This window comes from Vibrio sp. 970, assembly GCF_033339075.1.
This window is the reverse complement of record NZ_JAWOTW010000005.1, coordinates 327897-339446: the sequence shown is the minus strand read 5'-3', so window position 1 is coordinate 339446 and position 11550 is coordinate 327897. Positions and strand designations below refer to the sequence as shown.

Annotated in this window: 14 protein-coding genes; 10 read left to right on the top strand and 4 right to left on the bottom strand. The window is 44.4% G+C overall.

Annotation, left to right across the window (positions count from 1 at the left end; all coding sequences use genetic code 11):
* The first annotated feature begins 74 nt into the window (after nt 1-74).
* Entirely contained in the window at nt 75-854 is a 780-nt protein-coding gene (locus tag R7Q11_RS10435; RefSeq protein ID WP_225466423.1) for a class I SAM-dependent methyltransferase, read from the top strand.
* Nucleotides 855-1040: 186 nt separating this feature from the next.
* A complete protein-coding gene (locus tag R7Q11_RS10430) occupies nt 1041-1613 on the top strand; it encodes a hypothetical protein (protein ID WP_225466422.1) in 573 nt (190 codons plus the stop codon).
* Between the two features lie 69 nt (nt 1614-1682).
* On the opposite strand, the gene R7Q11_RS10425 is transcribed toward R7Q11_RS10430, so the two are convergent.
* Both R7Q11_RS10425 and uspA read right to left on the bottom strand, forming a co-directional pair.
* Nucleotides 1683-2561 (bottom strand): carboxylate/amino acid/amine transporter, encoded by an 879-nt coding sequence (locus R7Q11_RS10425; protein WP_213868875.1) that lies wholly within the window; start codon nt 2559-2561, stop codon nt 1683-1685.
* 64 nt (nt 2562-2625) lie between these two features.
* Complete coding sequence (gene uspA / locus R7Q11_RS10420) at nt 2626-3051, bottom strand: universal stress protein UspA (RefSeq protein WP_005379165.1); 426 nt, start codon at nt 3049-3051, stop codon at nt 2626-2628.
* Between the two features lie 281 nt (nt 3052-3332).
* Between uspA and ftnA the strand changes: the two genes are divergently transcribed.
* From ftnA to R7Q11_RS10405, 3 genes are all read left to right on the top strand, one after another.
* Nucleotides 3333-3860: a non-heme ferritin gene (gene ftnA, locus R7Q11_RS10415; RefSeq protein ID WP_005379167.1), complete on the top strand. Its 528-nt coding sequence runs from the start codon at nt 3333-3335 to the stop codon at nt 3858-3860.
* 91 nt (nt 3861-3951) lie between these two features.
* A complete protein-coding gene (gene uspB, locus R7Q11_RS10410; RefSeq protein ID WP_005379169.1) occupies nt 3952-4275 on the top strand; it encodes a universal stress protein UspB in 324 nt (107 codons plus the stop codon).
* A gap of 180 nt (nt 4276-4455) precedes the next feature.
* The gene (locus tag R7Q11_RS10405) at nt 4456-5649 is read left to right on the top strand and encodes an NAD(P)/FAD-dependent oxidoreductase (protein ID WP_005382944.1); all 1194 of its coding nucleotides are present in this window, start codon (nt 4456-4458) and stop codon (nt 5647-5649) included.
* 93 nt (nt 5650-5742) lie between these two features.
* On the opposite strand, the gene R7Q11_RS10400 is transcribed toward R7Q11_RS10405, so the two are convergent.
* Nucleotides 5743-7086, bottom strand: a complete 1344-nt coding sequence (locus R7Q11_RS10400; RefSeq protein WP_213910751.1) for a sigma-54 interaction domain-containing protein — start codon at nt 7084-7086, stop codon at nt 5743-5745.
* Nucleotides 7087-7522: 436 nt separating this feature from the next.
* On the opposite strand from R7Q11_RS10400, the gene R7Q11_RS10395 reads away from it, so the two are divergent.
* From R7Q11_RS10395 to R7Q11_RS10375, 5 genes are all read left to right on the top strand, one after another.
* A complete protein-coding gene (locus R7Q11_RS10395) occupies nt 7523-8074 on the top strand; it encodes a BON domain-containing protein (RefSeq protein ID WP_005379174.1) in 552 nt (183 codons plus the stop codon).
* Nucleotides 8075-8119: 45 nt separating this feature from the next.
* The gene (locus R7Q11_RS10390) at nt 8120-8296 is read left to right on the top strand and encodes a DUF1328 family protein (protein WP_005379177.1); all 177 of its coding nucleotides are present in this window, start codon (nt 8120-8122) and stop codon (nt 8294-8296) included.
* An 8-nt stretch (nt 8297-8304) separates the two neighbouring features.
* On the top strand, nt 8305-8502 hold the full coding sequence (locus R7Q11_RS10385) for a hypothetical protein (protein ID WP_005379178.1): 198 nt from the start codon (nt 8305-8307) through the stop codon (nt 8500-8502).
* Between the two features lie 104 nt (nt 8503-8606).
* The gene (locus tag R7Q11_RS10380; RefSeq protein ID WP_054702498.1) at nt 8607-9038 is read left to right on the top strand and encodes a hemerythrin domain-containing protein; all 432 of its coding nucleotides are present in this window, start codon (nt 8607-8609) and stop codon (nt 9036-9038) included.
* A gap of 144 nt (nt 9039-9182) precedes the next feature.
* Nucleotides 9183-10847, top strand: a complete 1665-nt coding sequence (locus tag R7Q11_RS10375) for a diacylglycerol kinase family protein (RefSeq protein WP_170897634.1) — start codon at nt 9183-9185, stop codon at nt 10845-10847.
* A 201-nt stretch (nt 10848-11048) separates the two neighbouring features.
* On the opposite strand, the gene R7Q11_RS10370 is transcribed toward R7Q11_RS10375, so the two are convergent.
* On the bottom strand, nt 11049-11447 hold the full coding sequence (locus R7Q11_RS10370; protein ID WP_005379193.1) for a hypothetical protein: 399 nt from the start codon (nt 11445-11447) through the stop codon (nt 11049-11051).
* Between the last annotated feature and the right edge of the window lie 103 nt (nt 11448-11550).

The window sequence follows — 11550 nt, the reverse complement described above, 5'->3', positions numbered from 1 at the left end:
CTCAACCTAGCATTAATAGGTAACTTAGGTATACACTCAGCGCCAGTTACCTCGATTTTTATTGGAGCCTCCTTTTGCAACTGCAATTGATCTGTGAAAACCCGTCTCAACAATCTCATCTTGATGAACTCGCTGCGCGTTGGCGGCTTTCTCATACTGACGATAGCGATTTTGCTTTGGTGCTAACCACCGAGCGTTTGGAGCTACGTAAAGTGGATGAACCAAAGCTGGGTGCAATCTTTGTGGATTTGATTGGTGGTGCGGTCGGTCATCGTCGCAAGTTCGGTGGTGGTAAAGGTCAGGCAATTGCGAAAGCGGCGGGGTTGAACAAAGGGGCAACGCCAACCGTGTTAGACGGCACGGCAGGTCTTGGTCGTGATGCGTTTGTGCTCGCCTCGCTAGGTTGTAAAGTGCAGATGGTCGAGCGTCATCCAGCCGTAGCGGCTTTGTTAGATGATGGCTTGGATCGAGCGAAACAAGACCCAGAAATCGGCACCTGGGTATCTGAGCGCATGTCGCTTATCCATGCTTCTAGCCATGATGCGCTGGAACAATTGGCGCAAGATAAAGACTTTGTCCAGCCAGATGTGGTGTATCTTGACCCGATGTATCCGCACCCAGAAAATAAAAAGAAGTCGGCGCTCGTGAAAAAAGAAATGCGCGTTTTCCAATCGTTGGTTGGCGCTGATTTGGACGCCGATGGCCTACTAGAACCAGCCATGGCGTTAGCCACAAAGCGTGTAGTAGTTAAACGCCCAGACTATGCTAACTGGCTGAACGAGAAAAAACCGACCATGGCGATTGAAACGAAAAAAAATCGCTTCGATGTCTACGTTAAAGCATCGATGGCATAACTTCCTGACGGCTCAACTTTTCTTGTCACAGTGCGGTGTGTCGTGCTGTGACTCAGCCTCTCTTTCCTCGTCTCTATTGATAGTTTTCTCTTGCTAATTCCCTTCTCTGACTGTATATCTAACTAAGAATTATTATTATTTCACTTGTTGTGATGCGGTCGATAACTGGGAAGCTGGAGTAGTAGAATGGCTAAACGTTTATGTAAAATGAGTCGCAAACAGATCGCGGCAGAACTTGGTGATATCCATCGTTTAGTTGTCGCACCAAAATTCGTTTGTCGTTCTTGCGCACGCTCTTCATCGGCCAAAGATACCCTTTGTAAGCCAGCCGCAATTCCTCCACAAAAATGCCAAGACAAGCCATTGAGTGAGCAACAAGCATGTGGCTTATTGGTTGAAGCTCTGCCAGCACAAGCGATTCCAGTGACCACTAAACAAAGCAACGAAAAAGCCGCGATTGTGAGGCGTGTTGTTGAGCGTGTGAAAGAGAAAAAACAAGCCGAAAAATCTCCGGAGCCAGTAAGAGCCGACGCACCAGTATGGTTTGATTTAGCGGATAAAAAATCGCTCAAGAAAGCGAAAAAAACACTGAAAAAGCACTTTAAGCAGCAAAAGAAGTTGCTAAAAGTGGCGAAAAAACAACAAAAGTTACTTAAGCGTCAGCGCAAGCTTGAAGCGCGCAATGCGAAACTAGAAGTGTTGCTGCCAACGCCACCTAATGCTTTGATAAACGCAATCTCACAAGCCAAAGTGCATTAATCAAACAAAAAACGCTCTCCAGTCGGAGAGCGTTTTTTATTGCTGGAATATTTGTTAGTAGCGATGGCGTTACTTATTGGCGTAGCTCATTTCGACGCGCTTTTTCACCCAGGTTTCGTTAATCCATAGGGATAGCATGATGATCGCACCGCCAATGGCGAGTCGCATGACATCAACATCGCGGTTCCAAATCACAATGTTTACAATCAAGCCCGCCGGAACCAATGCATTGTTCATTACTGCCAGTGCACCTGCGTTCACCATAGTCGCGCCTTTGTTCCAAGCAAAGTAACCAAAACCAGAAGCAATCAACCCAAGGTATGTCAGAATGCCCCATTGCGTTGTAGTGGTTGGTAGTTTGTCGAGGTTACCCATGAGCGCGAAAGCCACGGTTGCTACACAAAGTGCACCTAAGTAGAAGTAGCCAAACACGGTGTGTTGTGGCAAATCGACGGGCTCACTCTCCATGATATATTTGTAGCCCACCTGACCGATGGCAAAGCAGAGGTTTGCTCCTTGTACGACCAAAAAGCCCAGTAGGAAATCTTCATTAATGCCTGCAAATTTAATCCAGGCGGCACCAAATACGGCTATTGCAGCGGTAACTAAGTACCAAGGTGAAAAGCGAGCTTTCAAGAAGTCATAGATTAGCGTGACGTAAATGGGTGTGAATACGGTGAACAGCAATACTTCTGGCACGGAAAGGAGCAAAAAAGATTGGTAGTAGAAGCAATACATCAAACCGAGCTGGAAGCCACCGACGGTCATCAGTTTCGCGATCAGGGGTTTGCTAACGCCACGGAATTTCAAAAAGGGAATGAAAACCAAACTCGCCAGTGCCACGCGCATGAACACCGAGAACCAAGAATCAACCTGACCGGCGAGGTAAACGCCGATCAGGCTAAATGAGAATGCCCAAAGTAGGGTAACTGCGGATAGATAAGCCATGGATGAGAATCTTTATCAACAACAAATGTGCCCGCAGTCTAACCAAGTTTTATCGTTGCGCCAATCAGTCTTTTAGCGGTACGACCAGCATATCGACTGGTGAGCAGTTAATCAGCTGTCGAGTCGAAGATAGAATCTTGCTCCAGAAATCTTGGTGATGACCACAAACCACCAAATCGATACTGTAGTCTTGAATGGTATCGCACAGCTCATTACTCAAATCGCCACTACCGACCAAGGTATGGGCAATTGGGTATTGCGCATATTCTGCGAAGTTTGCCAATTGTGTGCGCGATGCTTCCATTGCTTGATGTTGCGCTTCTGCCATATTGATATCGATAAGCCCAGTGTAGAGTTCTGCGTAGTTCACGTCGATGTGAATAAAAGAGACTTTCGCATCCAGAGGTTTAGCCAGTGATACGGCTTTCTTAATCAACACTTTACTGTCGTCTGAAAGGTCGACTGCCACAAGTATGTGTTTGTAACTCATATTGCTATCTCCTTGTAAGGTCATAGTTTTAGATTAGCACCAACCCCAAAAAAAATTTGCTGAAGTGATCTCATATCGGTGCCGTAGGTACAAAGTCTTGTCTCAGTAATCATGTTATAGTGGCGTTATACCCAAGTGACTTTGATATGCTGAAATAAGCGTAGTGTTACTGACTAGAGTTGAAGTGAAACTTCGCCGTGTCTGCCGACCAAGCTATTCTCGCAGCGTCACTTATTTCGAGGTTACTTGGGTATATTGCATGCACAATAATAGGAGTTAACATGCTGTCTCAAACTATGGTCGAACAATTGAATGAGCAAATTAACCTAGAATTTTTCTCATCCAATCTATACTTACAAATGAGTGCTTGGTGTGAAGACAAAGGTTTTGAAGGTGCGGCTGAATTTTTACGCGCTCACGCCGTAGAAGAAATGGAGCACATGCAACGCCTATTCACTTACGTGAGTGAAACTGGCTCAATGCCAATCTTAGGCGCTATTGATGCGCCTAAGCATGACTTTGCGAGCCTAGGTGACGTTTTCCGCGAGACATTTGAACATGAGCAAATGATCACGGAAAAAATCAACAAACTGGCGCACGTTGCATTTACTAGCCAAGACTACTCAACGTTTAACTTCCTACAGTGGTACGTGTCAGAACAGCACGAAGAAGAGAAGTTGTTTAAAGGGATTTTAGATAAGATCGAACTGGTAGGTGAAGACGGTAAAGCGTTGTTCTTCATCGACAAAGATCTAGCACAAATGGCGAAAGAAGGTTCATCTTCAATCATGGATGCTCCAGCTGCGTAAACGCGTTTTGGGACGTTGTAAGTAGCGGGTAAAGACGAAGTGTTGATCGTCTTTTTCTCTTGAGCATTGTTGAAGATGTAGGGAGGAAAAGATGATCAGTGGAGACACAATCTTATTTGCGCTAATGGTGGTAACTGGAGTTAATATGGTCCGGTATCTCACCGCTCTTCGTTCTCTAATTTATATCATGCGTGAAGCGCATCCGCTGTTATATCAGCAAGTTGATGGTAATGGTTTTTTTACTACTCATGGAAATGTCACCAAGCAGGTGAGGTTGTATCACTACATTAAAAGTAAAGAATATCATCATCACCACGATGAAATTTTTACTGGTAAGTGTGAAAGAGTGCGTGAACTGTTTGTTCTATCGACCGCGTTGCTCGGCGTGACGCTACTTGCAGCCTTCATTCTCTAAGAGTCAACAATCTAGATAGTTGTTCTGTCTGAGATTTTACGGACATACAGAGCGCTTAGAGTTTAAGCGCTTTTCCCTTTCGGTATTTGTCGGTAGAATGTCGCGCCTAGAAAGCAAGGATGTGCAATGTGCACATCCTTTTTTATTTTGATTCGATACCAATCAGTCTAAGAGCTACCGATGAGTAAGAAATTTGATGTTGTTGTAATTGGCGCAGGCGCAGCAGGTTTAATGTGTGCTGCAGAAGCAGGCAAGCGAGGCCGCCGTGTTTTGGTGCTCGACCATGCTAAAAAGCCAGGACGTAAAATCCTTATCTCGGGCGGTGGTCGTTGTAACTTCACTAACTACGACGTTTCAGCTAATCACTATTTGTGTCAAAACCCGCACTTTGTTAAGTCGGCGCTCTCCCAATACACTAACTGGGATTTCATCTCGATGGTGTGTAAACATGGCATTGAGTTCGAAGAGCGTGATCACGGCCAGTTGTTTTGTGTCGATGCATTTACGGCCAAAGATATCGTGAAGATGTTGTTAGCTGAGTGTGACATGCCGAACATCGAGCAGCGTTACCAATGCGATGTTCATTCGATTGAAAAAATTGATGAAGGCTTTCGTTTGCATGCTGGCACTGAGATTGTCGAATGTGAGTCTTTAGTTATCGCAACAGGTGGCTTGTCGATGCCAAAACTGGGGGCGACACCATTTGGTTATAAAGTCGCGGAACAATTTGGTCTTCGAGTTATCCCAACCACGGCAGGGCTTGTACCATTTACTCTGCATAAAGAAGACAAAGAAGACTTTGCTGAGTTATCTGGTATCGCGGTACCTGCGGAAATTACGGCTGAAGATGGCACCATGTTCAAAGAAGCCCTGCTCTTCACACATCGTGGGTTATCTGGTCCAGCAGTGTTACAGATTTCTTCATTCTGGCGGGCCGGACAAAAGGTGTTGATCAATCTTGTGCCAAACGATGATGTTGCTGAGTTATTAGAACGCAGTCGTGAGAAGCATCCAAATCAGTCACTCAAGAATACGCTTGCCAAAGTGCTGCCTAAGCGTCTGGTTGAAGTCTTAATTGAACGTAAAGAGCTAGTCGATAAACCGCTAAAACAGTTCAATCAAAAGGAGCTTGCGGCGATTGTGGAGCGTCTAGAGCATTGGGATATCGCCCCGAATGGCACTGAAGGCTACCGAACTGCGGAAGTGACACTCGGCGGTGTCGATACTGATCACTTATCCTCGAAAACCATGGAATGCAAAGACATTAAAGGGCTTTATTTTATTGGTGAAGTGATGGATGTGACTGGTTGGCTAGGGGGCTACAATTTTCAGTGGTGCTGGTCGAGCGGCTTTGTTGCGGGGCAGTGGGTTTAATCAAACACCAAACGCAGCCTAACTGCATAAAAGATAAGATACAAAAAGAGCACTGAGTTTTATTCAGTGCTCTTTTTGTATTCCCATAGCGAGTTACTCTTCTTGATACTTTTCGAGTTTGTTATAGAGCGTTTTCACGCTAATGCCTAACTCCTGCGCTGATTCCGTTTTATTGCCTTGATTCTCTTCAAGGGTATTGAGAATGGCGGCTTTTTCTAGCTCTTCTAGCGAAACGCCCGCCGGAACAAGGTCTTCGATGCTGGTGCCTGTTTCCAATGGTGGTGTGTCGAAGATCAGATGTTCATCTCGGATGGTGTCATCAGCCAAAATAAATGCACGCTCGATCGTGTGTTTGAGCTCACGGACATTACCTGGCCAGTCGTGTGCCGCGATTTTTTGGATCGCGGAGTCAAGAATCGTTTTGGTTTTTGCCTCATTGGCGTTGCGGTGCGCGATAAAGTGCTTGGCCAGACCGACGATATCACCGCCTCGTTCTCGCAGTGGCGGTATCGTTAATGGGAAATGCGATAACCGGAAAAACAGATCTTCACGCAGGAACTGCTCCTCAATGGCGATTTTAGGATCACGGTTTGTAGCAGCAATGATGCGAGTATTAGCGATATGAACTGTATTACTGCCAACTGGGCGATACTCTCCGGTTTCTAGCACCCGCAATAGCTTCACTTGATGCTCGATAGGCATCTCGGTGATTTCATCTAAAAATAGGGTGCCGCCCTCTGCCTGCTTAAATACACCTTGGTGAGTTTTATTTGCTCCGGTAAAAGCGCCTTTCTCATGGCCAAACAGTTCACTATCAACCAATTCAGGGCTAATGGCACCACAGTTAATCGCTATAAAGGGCTGTTGTTTACGCTCACTCGCTAAGTGGATGGTCTGCGCCACCAGTTCTTTGCCTGATCCACTTTCACCGACAATAAGGACGTTGGCTTCTGTTTTAGCAACGCGCCTGATCATACGATAGAGCTGATGCATCGGAGAGGAAGAGCCGACCAAAAGACCAAATTGGTCAAGATCGCTGGTGGACACTTTACGCCCTTGATCTTGTTTGTGTTGATAGTATTGGCTGACTTCGCTCAGGGTGTCCGTCAGAATGGCAATATCAACGGGCTTTCTGTAGTGAAAAATAGCACCCAAGTTCATCAGCTTATCCAAGTTCTCGTTTGGAGCGCCTGAGCTAATGATGATCAAGTCCATATCGTAGATGTCTTCGATATTAGAAAGACGTTGATAATCTGCACTAGTAAAGTGGGCGACTTCAACAATCGCAACTTCCGGTTTGAGTTGTAGGAAATCTTCAATCCATTGGTCTGCGGCATCGATGTCATGCAGACGAAATTTGTTCAGTTCCTGGCAAGAAGCGATGGCATTTTTAAGTGATGGATCTTGTATTCTTAGAAACAGGCTTGGCATCGACATAGAAATGTCCTCTTTACTATGACAGAAACAATGTACGTGGATTATTCTCACTTCACAAGACAAAATATTGTCAGCATAGATTTAAGGATTTGTTCGGTATTTTTATGTTGTTAGCCCCTTTTTGATATATATCGGTGAGAGCCATCAGTAGATATTTCCTTTTGTTCAGATTTTTATTTTTAAAATAATAATTTTGCTATTAATTGATTCTGGAGAAATAGCCTTTCTGTTTTATCAGGTTATTTAGGCACAAGTGACGGAGGCTTTATCACCGATTAAAAATTACATTTTTTACGTGTAAATAATTCATGCTTATACTTTATTGCTCATCTCATTTTTACCTCTTTCCTTTATTAGTCACTTAAAAACAATGAGTTATAAAGTTGGCACATGGTTTGCTCCTAGGGAAGTGCAACGTCAATAAAGGAGAATTACCATGAATAACATCGCAGCTAAAATTGTACTTACGTCAGTTCTTGCTACTTCATCTACAGCAGTCTTAGCGAGTGATAAATGGGAAAAAGAATCCATGGACGCTTGGCTAGATGGTAAAGCTGAAACCACACTACTGCTAAACAGCAATCTCAACTCTTTTGATATCAATACCGATGTTGAGAATCAGGTCGTTACCCTTTCTGGTTCGGTAAACAATGATCTTGAAAAATCACTTGCCGAAGAGCTTGTTACTGGTCTTGATGGTGTGAAAAAAGTAAACAACGAATTGTCAGTAGTGAATGAAGGCAAGAAAGAAACTGATTCAGAAGCTTTAGCTACACTGACCGATTCTAAAATCACGACTATAGTTAAAACGCGCCTACTAATGGATACCAATGTGAGTGGTACGGATATTGATGTAACGACAGAACGCAAAACGGTAACGTTGGCAGGTAAAGTTAATTCAGATGCGGAGCATGATCTTGCAATTTCAATTGCAAATAACACCAATGACGTAAATAAGGTGATTGATAAGCTAGAAGTGGTTCAATAATAGCGAGCCGAGTGATTTAACCCACTTTTATTAGGAGGTAACACTATGGTTCGTTGGATGTTTATTTTTCTGGCACTGGCACTAATTTCTGCACTATTAGGCTTTACCGGTATTGCAGGAGCTGCTGCCTCTATCGCGCAAGTGATATTTTACCTATTCCTATTGTCATTAATTGTATCAATAGTGATTGTTCTGCTGGGAAGAAAAAACGTAAATAGATAGGAGATTCCATGCGACTTACGTCATTTATTTACCGTATCGCCGCAGTATTCGGTTTGGTGTTTGCGTTGGCAGCTTGTAGTGAAGAAGGGCCAATGGAACAGGCCGGCAAAAAGATAGATGAAGCCGCCGAAGAAACCCAAAATGCGATTGAAGATGAATGTGAAAACATTAAAGAAAATCTAAACGCTGAAGACCAAGACTGTTAGCCGAATCAGGTTAGGTTTTTTACGCATAGCTATGTAAGAGAGGGGCGGTCAATAACCGCCCTTCCTTTTGTCCCAATTGTTTACAATCAGATAAGGAGTCAAAGATGAAAAACATATTTGATGTACTGAAAGAGAGCCATGAAAAGCAACGCCTTTTACTCGATGCTCTGATGGAAACGTCTGGAGATTCCCCCGCTCGTGAAGAGTTTTATCACAACCTTAAAGAGGAACTCGAACAGCACGCAGCGGCAGAAGAGCGATTTTTCTACGCGCCTTTAATAGATAGCGATAAGACCATTGATCTCACTCGCCATGGCATCGCAGAGCATCATGAAATTGATAAAGTGATTGCACAGCTTGATGCAACCGATATGAGCTCGCCAGCGTGGCTCAACCTAATGAAAACCTTGCGTCACAAAGTGTTGCACCATCTTGAGGAAGAAGAGCAGCGTTTCTTCCAGTTAGCCGGTAAGGTAATGACCGATAAGCAGAAAATGAAACTAGCGAATGGTTATGTTGAAGAGATGGTAAGCTAGGTAGAGTGTTGGACCTTTTCGTGCCATTTCGGCACGGGAAGGCACTCAATCAAGGCGTTTACTCAAGTTCATGTATCCAAGCTCAATCCCCCGCGTATTCTAACTTCCACTAAAAAGTGCACTCGCTGAAGGCAAGGAGAGCGAATGTTTATCATCAAATATTATATTCTTGGCGCTCTGATCAGTTTATTGGCCGCTATCCATACGCCTCAAATTATCGTTAGTTTGCTGTTCTTATGGATATCGCTTTCTTTAGCGTTGGTCAGCGTAGCCTACGTATTCGACATTCCCTCTATTTTTAGAAAAAACCAAGATGGCAAGATTGTCAGGTGGATTCGCTGGGCATTCATCCCATTTCTATTGGGGGCTAGAGCGTATAACGCCTGGGAAAGACGGCGTGATACAGTGCCTCCAATCCAAAAAGTCAGTGACAATTTATACCTATCTCGCCGTTTGTTTCAGAGTGACTTAGATTTTCTCGAATCCAATGAGATCTCTTGTATTGTCGATGTCACCGCAGAATTTGCAGGCCTTGAAAGCGCGATGACCGACAAGCAGTTTCATTACCTTTCGATTCCGGTACTCGACCACAAAGCCCCAACGCTAGAGCGTCTTCGCCATGCGATTAACTGGATTGATACTCAAATCTCGTGCTCGCGGGCCGTGGTTGTGCATTGTGCGTTAGGGCGTGGTCGTTCAGTGTTTGTTGTGGCGGCGTATTTATTAAGTAAAGACCCGTCACTGACGGTTGAATCCGTGATGAAAAAAATCAATGACGTACGCAGTACCGCGAGATTGAATAAATTACAGATTAGAACGTTACGAGCGATCAGTGAAAAAGGCGTGCTAGGGCTGGATCAATCCACTTGGATGGTGGTTAACCCTGTTGCAGGTGGCGGAAAATGGGAGGAAAACGAACAGCACTTGATTCGTGAACTAACCAAAAAATATCGCTTGAGTATTCATCAAACCACCACAAACTTCAGCGCCGAGCAGCTAACACAACAGGCAAAAGAAAGTGGAGCTAAGCAAATCATCGTAGCTGGTGGCGATGGCACAGTAACAGAGGTGGCGAGCCAATTGGTGGATACCGACCTAAAACTCGGTATTGTTCCGCTCGGAACTGCCAATGCGTTATGTCATGTGCTCTATGGCGTTGGCGCAAAATTCTCACCGGTCGAAAAAGCGTGTGAAGCGTTGCTTGGCGGACACTGCCAACGTATTGATACTGCGGACTGCAATCAGCGGCTTATTTTATTGGTCTTAGGTATTGGGCTAGAACAGAAGATGATCGAGCACGCTCAGCGAGAAGAGAAAAATGTTTTTGGACAACTCGCTTACCTCACTGGCTTTTTTAATGCTGTAGTGGCGGAAGAAACGCAAGCTTTAACCGTTTCGTTAGACGCTCCAACTGAAGATGGAAACCACGACAATAATACACAAACGCTTGAAGTCCATAGTTTTGTCGTTGCGAATATCGCTCCATTTAGTACGTTGCTTGCCCAAGGTGGTGATGCGCCGCAGCCTGATGATGGCAAGCTGCATATCACATATTTAGATAACACCGAGTCTTTAGGCGGACGTCTTATCGCCTTGTCGGATCTGACATTAACGAGCGTAGGCGCACAGGAAGAATCGACACATTTTCAATACGCGACGGCTCAGAGCGTCACTATTTCTGCGAATAAACCGATTGAGTATGTGATTGATGGTGAACTGTATTCTGATGAGCAACTAGCAATCAAGCTGCGTCCAAAGTCATTGAACGTATTTGTTCCAAGCCAGAGACGTAAATCAGCTTCGCTTTAACACTGTAATCCGCGGATAACGCGCCATTTGCTTCGTATTCTACATGGCGCTTTTTCTGTGTTGTTTGATGATTTGGTGTGCGTCGTAAAAAGGCTATCAAGGTCGCTGCGTAGTAGATGCAGCGGCTTTTTTTCTACCTGCACCTTTTACTAGGTTGATTGGGGATGTGGTTTAAACAAAGTGAAAGAAGGGCGAGTACAATTACTCACCCTGAGGTAAGTGCTTTTCAATTTCATCGTTTTCAACTTGTAAAGCAGCTAACCAATAAGAAACAAGTGCGGTTAAGTTGGTGTCGTCAATGGCTCTAAGCAGGGCTTTTAAATCATCTAACAGTAATTTATTCATAAAATGCATTTCTTTGTAATTACCTAACTCGGCAACGCCGTATTCGGTGGCATTTTCTGCAATGAATTGTTCACCATCTTGATCGAAGAACAGCTTCGCCATCTTTTTGATCATCACTTTTTCTATTTTCACGAATCGATATGCCGCTCTTGCGAGTGTCATATGTGATTGCGGGTTAACGAGAGGCAAACACGTTTGGCGATGGTGTGTCATTTTTACGAGTAGCTCCCTTACTCGATTGTTATCCAATGTCATAGTGACCTCTTTATTTATGACTATTGTCGTGGGACATTTCTCGTGATGGTTATGTTAATGCGCCTGTGGGCTTGTCAGAAATGGCCAAAGCAAGTTGGCCATT

Bases quoted from the DNA above. Each gene is read 5' to 3' on its own strand.
- R7Q11_RS10370 (WP_005379193.1), bottom strand. From the start codon at position 11,447: ATGACATTGGATAACAATCGAGTAAGGGAGCTACTCGTAAAAATGACA.
- R7Q11_RS10380 (WP_054702498.1), top strand. From the start codon at position 8,607: ATGAAAAACATATTTGATGTACTGAAAGAGAGCCATGAAAAGCAACGC.
- R7Q11_RS10425 (WP_213868875.1), bottom strand. From the start codon at position 2,561: ATGGCTTATCTATCCGCAGTTACCCTACTTTGGGCATTCTCATTTAGC.
- R7Q11_RS10385 (WP_005379178.1), top strand. From the start codon at position 8,305: ATGCGACTTACGTCATTTATTTACCGTATCGCCGCAGTATTCGGTTTG.
- R7Q11_RS10430 (WP_225466422.1), top strand. From the start codon at position 1,041: ATGGCTAAACGTTTATGTAAAATGAGTCGCAAACAGATCGCGGCAGAA.
- R7Q11_RS10400 (WP_213910751.1), bottom strand. From the start codon at position 7,086: ATGTCGATGCCAAGCCTGTTTCTAAGAATACAAGATCCATCACTTAAA.
- R7Q11_RS10390 (WP_005379177.1), top strand. From the start codon at position 8,120: ATGGTTCGTTGGATGTTTATTTTTCTGGCACTGGCACTAATTTCTGCA.
- uspA (WP_005379165.1), bottom strand. From the start codon at position 3,051: ATGAGTTACAAACACATACTTGTGGCAGTCGACCTTTCAGACGACAGT.
- R7Q11_RS10405 (WP_005382944.1), top strand. From the start codon at position 4,456: ATGAGTAAGAAATTTGATGTTGTTGTAATTGGCGCAGGCGCAGCAGGT.
- uspB (WP_005379169.1), top strand. From the start codon at position 3,952: ATGATCAGTGGAGACACAATCTTATTTGCGCTAATGGTGGTAACTGGA.
- R7Q11_RS10395 (WP_005379174.1), top strand. From the start codon at position 7,523: ATGAATAACATCGCAGCTAAAATTGTACTTACGTCAGTTCTTGCTACT.
- ftnA (WP_005379167.1), top strand. From the start codon at position 3,333: ATGCTGTCTCAAACTATGGTCGAACAATTGAATGAGCAAATTAACCTA.
- R7Q11_RS10375 (WP_170897634.1), top strand. From the start codon at position 9,183: ATGTTTATCATCAAATATTATATTCTTGGCGCTCTGATCAGTTTATTG.